Source organism: Streptomyces sp. NPDC002680 (assembly GCF_042889145.1).
In the GTDB taxonomy this organism is placed as follows: Bacteria; Actinomycetota; Actinomycetes; order Streptomycetales; family Streptomycetaceae; genus Streptomyces; species Streptomyces adonidis.
In genome coordinates this window covers 629,693-645,038 of sequence record NZ_JBIAQP010000002.1, presented here as the reverse complement: position 1 = coordinate 645,038, position 15,346 = coordinate 629,693, and the positions used below count along the sequence as shown (strand labels likewise).

At 70.3% G+C, this 15,346-nt stretch carries 13 protein-coding genes; 1 reads left to right on the top strand and 12 read right to left on the bottom strand.

Going from position 1 to position 15,346, the window contains the following annotated elements; translation table 11 throughout:
• Position 1 precedes the first annotated feature (1 nt).
• The 6 genes from gatC to ACFYXF_RS09400 form a co-directional block, all read right to left on the bottom strand.
• A complete protein-coding gene (gatC, locus tag ACFYXF_RS09425) occupies positions 2 to 298 on the bottom strand; it encodes an Asp-tRNA(Asn)/Glu-tRNA(Gln) amidotransferase subunit GatC (protein ID WP_037622623.1) in 297 nt (98 codons plus the stop codon).
• A gap of 137 nt (positions 299 to 435) precedes the next feature.
• On the bottom strand, positions 436 to 2,769 hold the full coding sequence (locus tag ACFYXF_RS09420) for a putative bifunctional diguanylate cyclase/phosphodiesterase (protein ID WP_389348955.1): 2,334 nt from the start codon (positions 2,767 to 2,769) through the stop codon (positions 436 to 438).
• A 218-nt stretch (positions 2,770 to 2,987) separates the two neighbouring features.
• Entirely contained in the window at positions 2,988 to 5,201 is a 2,214-nt protein-coding gene (ligA, locus tag ACFYXF_RS09415) for an NAD-dependent DNA ligase LigA (protein WP_389348954.1), read from the bottom strand.
• A 15-nt stretch (positions 5,202 to 5,216) separates the two neighbouring features.
• Positions 5,217 to 6,218, bottom strand: a complete 1,002-nt coding sequence (locus ACFYXF_RS09410; protein WP_389348953.1) for a methionine synthase — start codon at positions 6,216 to 6,218, stop codon at positions 5,217 to 5,219.
• Positions 6,219 to 6,522: 304 nt separating this feature from the next.
• On the bottom strand, positions 6,523 to 7,221 hold the full coding sequence (locus ACFYXF_RS09405) for an SDR family oxidoreductase (RefSeq protein ID WP_389348952.1): 699 nt from the start codon (positions 7,219 to 7,221) through the stop codon (positions 6,523 to 6,525).
• Positions 7,222 to 7,228: 7 nt separating this feature from the next.
• Positions 7,229 to 7,768 (bottom strand): TIGR00730 family Rossman fold protein, encoded by a 540-nt coding sequence (locus ACFYXF_RS09400; protein ID WP_389348951.1) that lies wholly within the window; start codon positions 7,766 to 7,768, stop codon positions 7,229 to 7,231.
• A 50-nt stretch (positions 7,769 to 7,818) separates the two neighbouring features.
• Between ACFYXF_RS09400 and ACFYXF_RS09395 the strand changes: the two genes are divergently transcribed.
• Positions 7,819 to 8,148, top strand: a complete 330-nt coding sequence (locus tag ACFYXF_RS09395) for a DUF427 domain-containing protein (protein ID WP_389348950.1) — start codon at positions 7,819 to 7,821, stop codon at positions 8,146 to 8,148.
• Here the strand turns inward: ACFYXF_RS09395 and ACFYXF_RS09390 are convergent.
• The 6 genes from ACFYXF_RS09390 to ACFYXF_RS09365 form a co-directional block, all read right to left on the bottom strand.
• A complete protein-coding gene (locus tag ACFYXF_RS09390; RefSeq protein WP_389348949.1) occupies positions 8,145 to 9,410 on the bottom strand; it encodes an ATP-grasp domain-containing protein in 1,266 nt (421 codons plus the stop codon). The two genes, ACFYXF_RS09395 and ACFYXF_RS09390, sit on opposite strands and share 4 nt — an antisense overlap.
• A gap of 67 nt (positions 9,411 to 9,477) precedes the next feature.
• On the bottom strand, positions 9,478 to 10,440 hold the full coding sequence (locus tag ACFYXF_RS09385) for a quinone oxidoreductase family protein (RefSeq protein ID WP_389348948.1): 963 nt from the start codon (positions 10,438 to 10,440) through the stop codon (positions 9,478 to 9,480).
• A gap of 70 nt (positions 10,441 to 10,510) precedes the next feature.
• Positions 10,511 to 11,869 (bottom strand): methylaspartate mutase, encoded by a 1,359-nt coding sequence (locus tag ACFYXF_RS09380; RefSeq protein ID WP_389348947.1) that lies wholly within the window; start codon positions 11,867 to 11,869, stop codon positions 10,511 to 10,513.
• Positions 11,866 to 12,327 (bottom strand): cobalamin-dependent protein, encoded by a 462-nt coding sequence (locus ACFYXF_RS09375; RefSeq protein WP_389348946.1) that lies wholly within the window; start codon positions 12,325 to 12,327, stop codon positions 11,866 to 11,868. The genes ACFYXF_RS09380 and ACFYXF_RS09375 overlap by 4 nt, the downstream gene beginning before the upstream one ends.
• Before the next feature lie 63 nt (positions 12,328 to 12,390).
• The gene (locus tag ACFYXF_RS09370; RefSeq protein WP_389348945.1) at positions 12,391 to 13,605 is read right to left on the bottom strand and encodes a fatty acid desaturase; all 1,215 of its coding nucleotides are present in this window, start codon (positions 13,603 to 13,605) and stop codon (positions 12,391 to 12,393) included.
• Positions 13,606 to 13,831: 226 nt separating this feature from the next.
• Positions 13,832 to 15,112 (bottom strand): MFS transporter, encoded by a 1,281-nt coding sequence (locus ACFYXF_RS09365; protein WP_389348944.1) that lies wholly within the window; start codon positions 15,110 to 15,112, stop codon positions 13,832 to 13,834.
• Positions 15,113 to 15,346 lie beyond the last annotated feature (234 nt).

The window sequence follows — 15,346 nt, the reverse complement described above, 5'->3', positions numbered from 1 at the left end:
ATTAGTCCTCCCCCAGGATCTGCGGCACCTTGAAACGCTGCTGCTCCTGGGCCGGGGCGCCGGAGAGCGCCTGCTCGGGGGTGAGCGACGGACGGACCTCGTCCACGCGCATGACGTTCGTCAGCGGCAGCGGGTGCGAGGTCGGCGGTACGTCTTGGTCGGCGACCTCGCTGACGCGGGCGACCGCGCCGATGATGTCGTCGAGCTGGCCTGCGAAGTGGTCGAGCTCTTCGCCCTTCAGCTCCAGACGCGCCAGCCGTGCGAGGTGGGCGACCTCCTCGCGCGTGATGCCAGGCATGCAGCGATCCTCTGGGGTGAGTGCGGTGTGGTTTTGGCCCCAATCCTAGGGGGCAGGGGAGACAACCCGCGCACGGGTTTGCCACGGGTGGGAGTTCTCCCCCTGTTCCGCCTTCTCTCCCGGCTCCGGTTCCGCCTCTATTCCGCGGCGGGCAGAGCCGCCCGCGGACGCTGCCAGCCACGGGTCCCGCGCGCCAGCAACCACGCGGTGGCCTCCTCGGGAGGCATCGCGGCGGCGACCAGCCACCCCTGCACGGCGTCACACCCGAGATCCCGCAACCGCTCCCACGTCTCGTCGTCCTCGACGCCCTCCGCGACTACGAGCAGCCCCAGGGAGTGCGCGAGATCGACCGTGCACCGCACGATCTCCGCGTCCTCCGTGTCCACCGCCAGCCGCGCCACGAACGACCGGTCGATCTTCAGCTCGCTCACCGGCAGCCGCCGCAGATGCACCAGCGACGAGTACCCGGTGCCGAAGTCGTCCAGCGACATCTTCACGCCGTGCCCGGTCAGCGCAGCCAGGGTGTCCGCGGCCTTCTGCGGGTCCTCCAGGAGCACGTGTTCCGTTATCTCCAGCTGCAGCGACCCCGCCGGGACCCCGTGCCTGGCCAGGCGTGCGGCGACGGAACCGGCGAAGCCGGGGGTGTGGACGTCGCGCGGGGAGACATTGACGGCGACCGGGACGAACAGCTTCTGGGCGCGCCACTTCGCGACCTGCTCCAGCGCCGTCTCCAGCACGTACTCCGTGAGGTGGGGCATCAGCCCGGACGACTCAGCGATCGCTATGAACTCGTCCGGCGGCACCTTCCCGCGCTCCGGGTGGACCCAGCGCACCAGCGCCTCAAGTCCCGCGACCTGTCCGTCGAAGCGCACCTTGGGCTGGTAGTGCAGTTCGACCTCGTGCGCGTCGAGCGCGCGCCGCAGGTCGCCCAGCAGTCCGAGGCGGTCCGGGGTGTTCGAGTCCCGCTTGGACTCGTACACCTCTACGCCCGTGCGGTCCCGCTTCGCCTGGTACATGGCGACGTCCGCGCGCCGCAGCAGCCCCTCCGCGTCGAGCGCGTGGTCGGGGAAGACGGCGAGGCCCGCGCTGGCCTCCAGGACGAGGGTGAGTCCGTCGAGGTCGAGCGGGGAGCCGAGCACGGTGACCAGGTTGCGGGCGACGCGGGTGGCCGACGTCGTGGAGTCGACGACCGGCAGTAATACGGCGAACTCGTCGCCGCCGAGCCGTGCGGCCTCCGCGCCGCGCGGCAGGGCGAGCCGCAACCGGTCCGCTATCTGGAGGAGGAGCCGGTCACCGGCGAGGTGGCCGAGGGTGTCGTTGACGGAGCGGAAGCGGTCGAGGTCTATGAGCATCAACGCGGCCCTTGCGTCGATGCGTTCGGCATCGTCGAGGGCCGTCCAGGTGCGCTCCAGGAGCCACTGTCTGTTGGGCAGTCCGGTGAGCGGGTCGCGCAGCTGTTCCTCGGCCCGGGCCCTGGCTATCCACAGGGTGGAGTCGAGGGCGATGAGGGGGATGGCGAACAGCGGCAGCAGGACCGGCAGGGCGACGGCGACGACGCAGATCAGCGGTGCGATGGCGAGCAGCGCGATCGCGACCAGGCCCTGTCTGACCAGGGCGGAGCGGGCCACGGTGGGCAGTCCGCCGCGCGGGGTGTGCAGATACCAGAGGAGGGTGCGGGTGACCCCGAGGTAGGTGATCGCGATCAGCACCACCTCGGGTGCCGTGTAGACGCTCCAGGTCTGGGGGTTCCACGGGGTCTCGACGGACGGGACCCGGCCGAACGCGGCGAGCACCAGCGCGCCGGCGCCGATGCCGAGGATGTCCACCGCGCCGGCCAGCAGGCCCTGCCGCCAGCGGTGGCGCCGGGCTATGCCGACCAGGACGACGACGGTGAGGCTGACCATGCCGGCCGGTACCCATCCGTACAGCAGGAGTACGGCGAGGGTGAGGGCGGCGCCCGATCCGGTGCCGCCCCACCAGCGGGCGCGGCCGAGGGCGACGAGGTGGCCGACGATGACGCCGGTGAGGACGGCGAGGGCCCAGCCGACGGTGCCGGACGGGAAGAGCGCGTTGTGGCCGGTGAAGCCGCGGTAGAAGCCGGCGCCGAGGACGAACCCGGCCGACGCGACGACCGCGGCGGGCAGCGCGGGCCAGGACAGCTGGCGTTCGGGGTCCTGGGCGTGCAGCTGTGCGACGCGCTGCTCGGCGGTGAGGTGGGCCGACAGCTGGGGCGTGACCCTGCTGTCGGCGACGATGCGCTGCCCGGTGCCGCTGGTCCCGCTCACCGGTCCGGCCGTACGTCCGCCGACGCCCGCCCGTTCCAGGAACCGTGCCGTGCGGCGGGCCATGCCCTCTTCCCGGCCGGGTTCGGGGCGGCGGCCCTTGAGGAGGGCGGAACCCCGGCGCCAGGCGCCGGATATCCGGCTTCCGCGCAGCCGTGAAGGAGGGGCGGCGCTATCGGTCGGTTCCATTCCCGTCCCTCTCACAGCCGGCGGTGCCCACGCCACGCGGTCCGATGTCCGTCAACAGTCGACGGGACCGCGTCCGAACCGTATCCGGGCACGGCAGGCGCATACGTCAACAGTAGGCCGCAGAAGGCTTCCACGGGCAGCGGTCGCCGACGGTTGCCTGAATGCGACCCGGCCACCCGTATGCATCTGGTATGCGCCGATCGGGTGGTCTTCAACCGCTACTCCTCTGACGGAAGTGCCGCTTCGGTCGGAAGTGCCGCTTCGGCAGCGGCCTCCGGTCCTTGTTCGAGCAGGACGGCAAAGCCGTCCTCGTCCAGAACAGGGACCTTCAACTGCATCGCCTTGTCGAACTTCGAACCAGGATTGTCACCCACAACCACGAAAGACGTCTTCTTCGAAACAGAACCGGTCACTTTTGCTCCACGGCTCTGCAGCGCCTCCTTCGCGCCGTCCCGGGTGTGGTGTTCGAGGGTGCCGGTCACCACGACGGTGAGCCCTGCGAGCGGGCGCGGTCCCTCGTCCTCGCCGGAGCCCTCCTCCTCCATCCGGACCCCGGCGGCCCGCCACTTGCGCAGGATCTCCTGGTGCCAGTCGACCGCGAACCACTCCTTGAGCGAGGCCGCGATGATCGGGCCGACCCCGTCGGTGGTGGCCAACTCCTCCTCGGAGGCCTGCTCAATGCGCTCGATCGAGCGGAATTCACGGGCCAGCGCCTCGGCGGCGACCGGACCGACGTGCCTGATCGACAGCCCGGTGAGGACCCTGGCGAGCGGACGGTCCTTGGCGGCGGCGATGTTGGCGAGCATCGCGACCGCGTTCTTCCGGGGCTCGCCCTCCTGGTTGGCGAAGACCGTGGCGATCTTCTCCTCGCCGGTCTTCGGGTCCCGCTTGGGCAGCCCGCTGTCCTGGTCCAGGACGTACGCCTTGATGGGCAGCAGCCGCTCGATGGTGAGGTCGAAGAGGTCGCCCTCGTCGGCGAGCGGCGGCTCGGCGGGCTCCAGCGGCTTGGTGAGCGCGGCGGCGGCCACATAGCCGAAGTTCTCGATGTCCAGGCTCTTGCGCCCGGCGAGATAGAACAGCCGCTCCCTCAACTGGGCCGGGCAGGTGCGGGCGTTGGGGCAGCGGAGGTCGATGTCGGCCTCCTTCATGGGCCGCAGCGGCGTACCGCACTCGGGACACTCGGCCGGCATCTCGAAGGGCTTCTCCGTGCCGTCGCGCAGGTCGGCGACCGGGCCGAGGATCTCCGGGATGACATCGCCGGCCTTGCGCAGCACCACGGTGTCGCCGATGAGTACGCCCTTGGCCTTGACGACGTCCTGGTTGTGCAGGGTGGCGAACTCGACCTCGGAGCCGGCGACGGTGACCGGTTCGACCTGGGCGTACGGCGTGACACGGCCCGTACGCCCCACGCCCACGCGGATGTTGATGAGCTTGGTGTTGACCTCTTCGGGCGCGTACTTCCACGCGATGGCCCAGCGCGGCGCGCGCGAGGTCGAGCCAAGTCTGCCCTGGAGCGGAATTTCATCGAGCTTGACGACGACGCCGTCGATCTCGTGCTCCACGGAGTGCCGGTTCTCGCCGTAGTTGGCGATGAACGCCCGTACGCCGTCGAGGTCGTCGACCACCTTCGCGTACCGCGTGGTCGGCAGCCCCCACTCGTGCAGCAGCTTGTACGCCTCGGAGAGGCGGGTCAGCGGGTCGAAGCCCTCCAGGGCCCCGATGCCGTGGACCACCATGTGCAGCGGGCGGGTGGCCGTGACGCGCGGGTCCTTCTGGCGGAGCGAACCGGCCGCCGCGTTACGGGGATTGGCGAAGGGCTTGTCCCCGCCCTCGACGAGCCGGGCGTTCAGCTCGGCGAACTTGTCCATCGGGAAGAAGACCTCGCCACGGATCTCGACCAGCTCCGGGACGCGGTCGCCCGTCAGCCGGTCCGGGATCTCGGCGATCGTGCGCACGTTGGGCGTGATGTCCTCGCCGGTGCGGCCGTCGCCGCGGGTCGCCGCGCGCGTGAGACGGCCGTTCTCGTACGTCAGGTTGACGGCGAGGCCGTCGACCTTCAGCTCGCACAGGAAGTGGTGCTCGGAGGCGCCGACGTCCTTGTGGACTCGCTCCGCCCAGGCCGCCAGTTCCAGGTCGTCGAAGGCGTTGTCGAGGGAGAGCATCCGTGAGCGGTGCTCCACGGAGGTGAACTCCGTCTCGTACGCGCCCGCGACCTTCTGGGTCGGGGAGTCGGGGGTGCGCAGCTCCGGATACTCCTCCTCCAGCGCCTCCAGTGAGCGCAGGAGCTTGTCGAACTCCGCGTCACTCACGACCGGAGCGTCGTTCACGTAGTACCGGAAGCGGTGTTCCTCGATGCGCTCGGCGAGCTGGGCGTGCCTGTCGCGCGCCTCGGCGGGCACCGATGTGGTCTGTGCGTGCTGTTCGCCGGCCACCGTGTTGTCCTCCCGTTACTCTGGGTTGTCCGCGAGTGATCTCGCCGCCTGGGCGCAGTGGGCGAGCGCCTTGCGTGCGTACTGCGGGGAAGCGCCCGCGAGTCCGCACGACGGGGTCACCGTGACCGCCTCCGTGAGAAGTCCCGGATGCAGCCCCAGCCTGCGCCACAGCGTCCTGACACCACTGACGCTACCGGCAGGGTCTGACAATGGGCCGTCCGTCCCCGGCACGACACCGACGAAGAGCCGCGTACCGCTTTCGACGGCCTCACCGATCACGTCGTCGTCACGCTCGGTGAGAAGCGAGAAGTCGAAGGAGACGGCGGCGGCGCCGGCCCTGCGGAGGAGGGCGAAGGGCACGTCCGGCGCGCAGGAGTGGACGACGACGGGCCCGCCGTCGTGCACGCCGATGACGTCCCGGAGGATCGCCTCGGCGACCTGGCGGTCGGGGACACGGTGGGTGCGGTATCCGCTGGCGGTCTTGACCTGTCCTCGGAGTACGGCGATGAGGGAGGGTTCGTCGAGTTGCAGGACGAGTTGGGCGCCGGGGATGCGGCGGCGGAGTTCGTCGAGGTGGAGGCGGATGCCTTCGGCGAGGGAGCCGGCGAGGTCGCGGCAGGCGCCGGGGTCGGAGAGGGCGAGTTCGCCGTTCCTGAGCTCGATGGCTGCGGCCAGGGTCCAGGGCCCGACGGCCTGCACCTTCACCTGCCCCTCGTACCCCTGAGTGAACTCCTCCAGCGCGTCGAGGTCCTCGCCGAGCCAGGAGCGGGCGCGCTTGGTGTCGCGCCCCGGCCGGTCCCCCAGTCTCCAGCCGCTGGGCTCCACGCGCGCGTACATCTCGACGAGGAGTCCGGCGGTGCGGCCGATCATGTCGGCGCCGGGGCCTCGGGCGGGGAGTTCGGGCAGGAAGGGGAAGTCGTCGAAGGACCCGGTGGCCGCCTTCACGGCTTCCCGGGCGTCACCGCCGGGGAGGGAACCGATGCCGGTGGCGGGGCCGAAGCTGGGGTTCGCGTTCACGTGGGGAAGCGTACGTAGTTTCTCCGCCCCCGCCGCCCCTACCCATTCCCATCCCTGGGGGCTGCGCCCCCAGACCCCCCTTGTCGCGCTGAACGCGCTCGTCCTCAAACGCCGGACGGGCTGGAATACCCAGGCTCGTGCTGAAGCGCTGTGGGAGCGGGCGGTTGTCCTCGAACGCCGGCCGGGGCTTGTTCTTTAGCCCGTCCGGCGTTTGAGGACGAGGCCGTTCAGGCCGAAAGGGGGGTCTGGGGGCGCAGCCCCCAGGGATGGGACGGGTAGGGGCGGCGGGGGCGAGAACAATCCCTCAGCGGCCCGGGCGTACCGTCACGTCGTTGATTTCCGCGTCTCGGGGCAGGTCCAGTGCCAGCAGGATCGTCGACGCCACCGACTCCGGGTCGATCCACTTCGACGGGTCGTACTCCTTGCCCTCCTGCTGGTGGACCTTCGCCTGCATCGGGCTCGCCGTGCGCCCCGGATAGACCGTGGTCACCCGCACCCCCGAACCCCGCTCCTCCTGCCGCAACGAATCCGCCAGCGCCTTCAGACCGTGCTTCGACGCGGCGTACGCCGACCAGTTGGCCCCCGCGCTCAGCCCCGCGCCCGAGTTGACGAAGATCACCTGCCCCTGGGAGAGGCGGAGTTGGGGCAGGAGGTGCCGGGTCAGTTCGGCGGGGGCGATCAGGTTGACGTTCAGTTGGTGGCGCCAGGTCTTCGGGGTCAGGTCGCCCACCGGGCCGAGGTCCACCACGCCCGCGATGTGCAGCAGGGAGTCCACCCGGTCGGGCAGCGACTGGTGCGAGAACGCCCAGGAGAGGCGGTCCGGGTCGGCCAGGTCGCCCACCAGGGTCCGAGCCCCGGGGAACTCCGCCGCCAACTCCTTCGCCCGCCCCGCATCACGCGCGTGCAGCACGAGTTCGTCTCCGCGCGCGTGCAGCCGCCGCGCGACCGCCGCCCCGATACCCGAACCCGCCCCGGTGATCACATGTGTAGCCATGCCCGCCATGCTCGCATCACACCGTGCCCGCCGACTCCTCCAGGTACGCCAGCGCCCCCACCGGCTCCTCCGCGAAGAACACCAGGTCGGTGAGCGGTCGGGGCAGGAATCCCTCGGTCTCCATGCGGCGGAACTGTTCCTTCAGGCCGTCGTAGAAGCCCGCGGTGTTCAGCAGGACCACCGGCTTGTCCGTCTTGCCGTGCTTCTTCAGCTCCAGGATCTCCGTGGCCTCGTCGAGCGTCCCGGTCCCGCCGACCATGATCACGACCGCGTCCGCCTTCTCCAGGAGCAGCCGCTTCCGTTCGGCGAGGTCCCCCGCGATCACCATTTCGTCCGCGCCCGGCCGCGCCTTCGCCGCGAGGAAGTCCACCGAGACGCCCAGCAGTCGGCCGCCCGCCTCCTGGACCCCGTCCGCGACCACCTTCATCAGACCGACGTCCGAGCCGCCCCAGACCAGGGTGTGCCCGCCCTTGCCCAGCAGTTTCGCGAACTCCCGCGCGGGGCGCGTGTAGCGGTCGTCCAGGTCGGCGGCGGAGAGGAAGACACAGATGTTCATGCCGTCACCGTACGCGGGAACATCCCGGGCTTCCCGAACGCTTTGCCTGTATGGCTGAAGGACACACGATCACCATCGAGCAGACCGACGACCGCGTACGGGTCGTCCACGGCGGCGAGGTGCTCGCCGAGAGCGAGCGGGCCCTCGTCCTGCGTGAGACCGGTTGTCCCCCGCGCTACTACCTCCCCGCGGAGGACGTCCGCCTCGACCTGCTGACCCCCTCCGAGACCCACACGTACTGCCCCTTCAAGGGCACGGCGTCCTACTGGTCCCTCCCGAACGCCGCCGACCTCGTCTGGGCGTACCCCGAGCCGAAGCCCGAGGTTGCCCAGATCAAGGACCACCTCTGCTTCTACGAATACGAAGTGGAGACCGTCTAGGCCCCCGAGCCCTGCTCCACCGGTTCCGTCACGAACCGCACCCCCGCCTCCAGCTTCCGGGCCAGCGCCTGCGCCTCCTCCGGGGTGTCCGCGCCGACCGCGATGTGGCCGACCCTGTTCTCGACCGAGCGGTGCGGTTCGACGACGGTGCCGACGGCGATGGCCAGTTCCGCGTGGAGCACGGCGGGGTGGGCCAGCACCTCGTCCCAGCCCTCGATCGCCACCAGGCGGCCCGGCGGCGGGGTCAGGAAACGGATCGCCGAGCCGCGTACGGGCTTCAGCGCGGCCCGGTCCACCGGGTTGCCCAGGACGTCGTCGTAGACCAGCCCGAACCACTCCAGGCCGGGGATGACGTGCGGCAGCATGCGGTGGATCCAGCCGCCCGCGTTGCGCACATGGACCTCGCCCAGCACCACGCCGTGCTCGGTCCACCACAGCTCGACATGGAACTGCCCGAAGCGCAGGTCGAGGGCTGTCAACGCGGCCACGACCTGCCGTTCGATCTCTGCTGCCGTCGACTCCGGCAGGATCGCCGGGATGACGTACTCGATCTCGAAGAAGTTCGGCGGCGGCAGCAGTTCCTTCGAGGTCAGGGCGAGGATGTGCGGGGCGCCGTCGAGGAACACACCCTCCGCGCTGTACTCGGGTCCCTCCACGAACTCCTCGACGATGAACCCGCCGTGCTGCCCGGACGGCAGGAAGTCCAGGGCCGCCGCCAGCTCCTCCGGGCTGTCGATCCGGGTCACGCCCTCGCTGCCCATCGCGTCGCGCGGCTTGACCACCCACGGGCCAGTCGAGCCGGCCAGGAACTCGCGGGCCTCCGGCTCCGTCGCGCAGACCCGGAAGCGGGGCTGGCGGAATCCGGCGGCGGCGAGGTGGGCGCGCGCCTCGTCCTTCGTACGGACCCGGTGGACGGCGTCCGGCGCGTTGCCCGGCAGGCCCAGCGCGTCGGCGACCTCGGCGACCGCCTCCTGTGCCATCTCCCGTACGCCGAAGACGACGTCGTAGCGCTCACCGGACGAGGTGCGTTCGCGTGCCCACTCGGCGCTGGCGCCGCGCACCGAGAAGTCGACCGCCGAGACCGTGTCGGCGAGGGCGTTGACCGTGGGGGTGTCGGGCAGGGTGGCTTCCTGGTTGGTGAGGTGGACGGTCAGGCCGCGTGCTCGGGCCTGCCGCAGCGCGTTCTCTACGACGTCCACGGCGAGGGTGGCGTCTCCTGCGCCGCCGACGAAGAGGAGGTGAGGGCTGCTCGCCTCGGCCATGTCTGCTCCCGGGATGGTGAAGTTGTGGGCGGTGGTGGGGTGTTGGGAACTGCGAGGACGGTGCCGGTCAGGGCGCCAGGAGGAGCTTGCCCGTCGTGGCGCGGCTCTCCAGGAGGCGGTGGGCCTCGGCCGCGTCCGCCAGTGGGAGTGCCGCGTGGACGAGCGGCTTCAGCACTCCGGTCGCCAGGTGGTCGAAGACGGCGCCGCCCGCCGCGCGGAGCGTCCGGGCGTCGTACACGTAGTCCTTCATCGTGGGGCGGGTCAGGAACAACGAGCCGCCGCCACGCAGGAGTTCGATGTCCAGCGGGGGTACGGGACCGCTGGACAGTCCGCACAGGGCGAGGGTTCCCCGGCGGCCGAGGCTGCGCAGGCTGGTGAGGTGGGTGGTGGCGCCGACCGAGTCGTAGACGACCTGCGCACCCTGACCGTCCGTCACATTGCGTACGGCGGCGTCGAATTCGTCGTAGCCGAAGGTGTGGTGGGCGCCTGCCTCTCGGGCGACCTCCTGCTTCTCCGGGGTGGAGGCGACCGCCACGACGGTGGCCCCGCGAGCCACCGCCAGCTGGACCAGGAGCCTGCCGAGGCCGCCCGCCGCCGCCAGGACGACCACGGTCTCGCCCTTGGCGACGGGGTGCGTCTCGTGGGTGAGGTAGTACGCGGCGAGGCCCTGGAGGGTCACCGCCGCGGCCTCGGTCAGGTCGGCGCCGTCGGGGACCGGGATCAGCTTGTCCTCGGGGACCACCGTGTACTCGGCGTAGGCGCCCAGTTGGGAGGCGTACGCGACCCGCGCACCCGGTGCGAAGGCGCTCACGCCCTCCCCCACGGCCTCCACCACTCCGGCGGCCTCCTGGCCCGGGGTGAACGGGGGTTCGGCGGGATAGGTGCCGTTCCGGTAGTAGACGTCGATGTAGTTGACGCCGGCGGCGGTGTTGCGGACCAGTGCCTGACCGGGGCCGGGAACCGGCGACTCGGTCTGCTCCAGGCGGAGTTCGGACGGGTCGCCGGGCCGGGTGACGCGGATGGACTGCATGGTTCTCTTCCCACTCCTGGGTCGTGCGGGGCAGTTGGGTGCGGTCGGGTTCGGTTCGCTGCGGTTCAGGTCATGCGCTGCGGCTCGTGCTCTCGCCGAAGATGCCGAGGAAATGGTTGATGTCCGACGTCAGCCCCTTCACCATGTCCCCGAGCCGGGACTCCCCGCCCACGGCGAGGGCCCGCTCGTTCTGCCTGCGGGTGCGGGCCGAGAACGGCAGTGATCCCGAGGCGAAATAGCGTATGGCACCGTCGCCCGCGCGGCGCGGAATGATCTCCGAGCGCGCCGAACGGCTGGCGCTGAAGGGGATGTCGAGCCGCCCTTCCTCGAACGCGGCCGGAATCTCCTTGTGGAGATCGGAGGTCGAGAGGATCGGTTCGACGATCTCGGCCACCTCCCGCAGGATCCACTCCAGTTCGGTGCCGATGCGGTCCTCGTCGAGCGTGATGAAGTCCAGGAGCGGGGAGTTGGCGCGCGAGGCGAGCAGCAGTCCGTCGATGTTGGCGCGGGTGTCGGGGATGCCGTGCGCCTCCTGGTACGTCTTGCTGATCAGCTTGCTCGCGCCGCCGAGCCGGGCGACGAGGGCGCCGTAGAGGATGAGGTCCTCGGCGTGGGGCCGCTGTCTGGGGAAGACGCCCATGAACTCGTGGAGCACGGCGTGGACTTCGATGTCGTCGGGCAGATAGCGCGCCGCCAGTTCCGGGATGGCCCGCAGCGCGGCCACGTCCTGCTCGAAGTGGCCGCCCTGCGGATACGCCACCGAGATGCACCGCACCCCCTCGCGGGCCGCGGCCACCGCCTCCAGCACGCTGATCGCCAGCGAGATGGACGGCGGCACGAGTACGGCGGTCAGGGTGCCGAACGTCTCGCGGTCCACCACCAGTCCGTGCCGGGCCAGTTCACCGCAGCGGGCGTCCACGTCCCGCCAGGCGGCGAGCGACTCGGCGAGCGGGACGTCCTTGCAGTACGGCAGGTTGTACGAGATCCCGCCGCCCTCGAACGAGGTGATGCCGGACGCCACCGTGACCTCGAACAGCAGCCGTGCGTCGGGCGTCCCGTGCCGGATCTCCAGCGGCGCCGCCACCGCCTCGTTCAGCTGACGCCCCTTCACCCAGCCGTGGGTGACCAGCGGATAGCCGTTCAGATCGGCGGGGTTGCGCTCCAGGACCCTGCGGGCGCTGTCGAACTGCTTCAGCCGGGTGTACGAGTCGATGGTGAGCGTGAGGATGTCGGGCCGGGCATGCCGCTCCAGGTCCTGGAGCAGCGTCGTCATCTGGACGTGCGAGCCGACCCCGCAACGGGGTTGGAGTGCGAACCGCCCCGCCGCCCGCGCGTCCCGCAGAACATCGGCGACGGTGGGCTTGCCCAACTCCCGTACGTAGGCCACGGATTCTGCGAGTTCGGGGAGCGGCGGATCCGAGTCGCTCATGATGCGGCGACCGGCGCGGCCGTGGCGCTGCGGGTCCGCAACTCGTCCAGTGCCGGGGAGAGTTCGTCCAGGTCGGCGAGGACGACGTCGACACCGAGCGCGTACAGCCGTTCGTGGTCGGCGGCGCCCTTGTAGCTGCCCACGGAGAGATTGCCGCCGAGGATCACTGGGCAGCGCAGCCGGCCTGCGGCGCGGGCGGCGGGCAGGTCCTGGAGGTCGGCGTGGGCGTGGCCGTTGAGGCTGCCGATGATCACCGCCTCGGCCTCGGGGTGTTCGGCGTGTGCTTCGGCGAACTCGGCGATCGAGGTGCAGGCGCCGAGATTGACGACCTCGAATCCGTCGGCGCGCAGTGCGTGGGCGATGAGGTGATTGGCCACGACATGGCTGTCGCTGGCCGCCACACCGAGAATGACGGTACGGATTTCTTTCTCTGCTGCTGTTTCTGTGTTCTGCCGCATGGAGAGCCCCCGGGGTCTTCGGACGGAATCGTTGAACGGACGTCGAAAGCCAGTCACCCGCATTCAGTCGTCGAATGCGGCGAACAGTTCCCGTTTGCTGACCTCGCGCAGCCGGGCGACATTGAATTCCTCCGGATCGGCGGTGGACAGCGAGTCGAAGACCAGGTTGATCGCGGGTACGAGACCCCAGGCGTGGGTGTAGGGCGGCCAGCCGGGGCTGCCCTTTTCCAGGTCCGCCTGGCGCTCGAATATGTAGTTCGGCCATTGCGGTGTGGACGGATAACGGTGGTGGAAGTCATGGACGACCGTGTCGCCGGTGAGGACGAGATAGCGCGCCGGCGCGTGCACGAACAGCATGCGCAGGGTCCACACTCCCCAGGCGGCGGCCCGGCGCAGCGGCGGCAGCTCGGGGGTGGGTGCCGCCTCGCCGATGAAGATGGCGTTGGTGAGGCCGCCGAAGTACTCCTTGCCGCGTCGGACGGTGAGGTCCCGGCCCGGGAAGGTGTGCTTGACGCACAGCCGCAGGGTGTTGCTGATCTGGAAGAGCGGGATCAGCGGGACGAACCAGACGATCAGCAGGACCGGCCAGGTGCCGGTGGCGACGGTGGCCGCGACGGCGGTCGTGTAGAGGGTGACGAAGGTCGCCTTCTCGGTCCGCGCCGAGCCGTGCCAGAACGAACGGGCGCGTGCCACCAGGAAGTTCAGGTGGAACCAGGGCGACACCAGCTTGCCGAGGACCCGCAGCCACATCTGCCGGCGGGTCATCCCGGGGTGCAGGTCCAGGCTGATCAGGAAGGCCTGGACGGTGGGGTCGCGCAGGGTCATGTGGTGGGCGGCGTGGTGGTCGCTGACGTGTTCGCGGCTGTAGCGGACGAAGTTCTGGATGACCAGGACGCTGGAGGTGAGCCGGCCGATCGCGGTGTCCAGGCGTCGCCTTCGGTACATGTTCCGGTGGGAGCACTGGTGGTAGACCATCATGCGCAGGTTGCGCATGCCGTGCAGGGTGACGGCCCAGCCCGCCGGCACCAGCAGCAGCCAGGCGCCGCCCAGGCCCAGTCCGGTGCAGCCGGCGGCGACACCGAGGGCCATGGAGAGATAAGCGGTCAGAAGATGAAAGCCTGGCGTCCACCAGGATATGGGTCTCTGGCCCGGTAATGCCTTTCCGGTGAAAAGGGTGAGCGGGTACTGCGTGAACCGGGGCAGGGCGCGCATGGTTTCGCGGGGATCCGAGTAATCGGCGATGCCTTCGGTCCGGTAGCCATTGTCGATGGCTGCCATCGCACTCCTCTAGGTCAGGGATCTGAGGCGCCTGATACGCGATCGCCCGGTCGGGCGGGAGATATCGGCGCACGAAAGGTCTGTGCCTGGGTGCGTGGTTGATCCTGACAGGCGGTCACCCACAGGGTCAACCTTTTGTTGAAAAAATAAGCGAATAACGGCCGCGGGTTGATATCTCTTTGCCTCGCGGCGGCCGAACACGGGAACGCCTCATGTACGCGCGAATTCACGCGGGTGAAGCGGGGGCGTCCTGGGTGCGGGGTGGCTCGGGCACGGGGTCGGGCAGGACCCTGCGGGCCCGGACCGGGGAGAGGAAGACGGGCAGGAAGGCCGTCGACACGAACACGCCGCCCACCCACAAGGTGGCCTGGACGCCCACGAGTTCGCCGAGCACACCGGAGATCGCGGCACCGACCGCCAGGGCGCCCGTCAGCAGGAACCGGAAGGTCGCGTTCATCCGGCCGAGCAGCGAGCCGGGGGTCATCCGCTGCCGCAGGCTGACTCCGAGCACGTTGTCCATGCCCACCTTGAACATGGCCAAACACCATCCCGCACCCGCGAGAAACAGCCATGGACCCCGGTCGACCAGCGGTACGAGCAGGCCGGCCGGGGCCAGACAGAGTCCGGCCAGGCCGAGTGTACGGCCGAATCCCAGCCGGGCCGCGATGGGCCGCGCACTGCGGGCGCCGATCAGCAGACCGATCCCGCCGGCCCCCCAGAACAGGCCCAACGCGGCACCGGGCAGGTCGAGTTCGCGGACGAACCAGATCGGCAGCATGGTGTTGATGACGGACGAGCCGAGGTTGGCGAGGGCCGCGGTGAGCACGAGTGCCCGCAGCTCCCGGTTGCCGAAGACATGCCGTACGCCCTCGGCGATCTGGGCGCGCAGCCGGTTGCCCGTGCCGGTCTTCGCCCAGGCGGCCGGCGGGGTGCGCCGGATCGCGACGAGGCCGAGACCGGAGCCCAGATAGGTGCCGGCCGAGACCAGTACGGCCACGGGTGCGGTGAGCAGCGAGACGAGCCCACCGCCCGCGCTGCGGCCCAGTACGTTGCCCGCCGCGATGAGCGTGTTGATGTCGGCGTTGGCCTGAACGAGCGCTTCTTTTCCGACCAGTTGGGGCAGCACGCTCTGTGAACCCACGTCGAAGAACACCGTCGCACAGCCGCTGAGCAGGACGACCGCGTAGAGCTGGCCGAGAGTGAGCGCGTCCAGCCACCAGGCCAGCGGCACCGAGGCGTAGAGCGCGGCGCGACACAGGTCGGCGGCGATCAGCACCCGGCGGTGACTGAGCCGGTCCACCCAGGCCCCGGCCGGCAGGCCGATGACCAGGAAGGCGATCGTGCTCAGGGTGGCGAGGGCGCCGACCTGGCCGGGTCCGGCGTCCAGCGCGGCCACGGCGACCAGGGGTACGGCGACATAACTGACGTTGCTGCCCAGCTGACTGAGCGCGGATGCGGTGAACAGCGTGCGGAAATCGGCTGTCCGCCATGGGGAGTCGGGTCGCATGATCCGTTCGTCCGGTGGGGTCGGGAGAAGGCGGAAAGAGGGCGCGCGGCGGGGCGGGAGCGGGTGGGGGAGCTCCCGGGCACCTACCGGCGCGGCGTGTTCGGCCGTGGCGTCTGCCGTCGTACGGCCCGGCCGGCCGGCGGATCCGCCGCGCTCCAGAAGAAGGGCGCAATTCCGCGCCGTCTTGGCCGGAAAACACCCGCCAGAAGATTGTTCACTCTTGCCCCCGTTCCG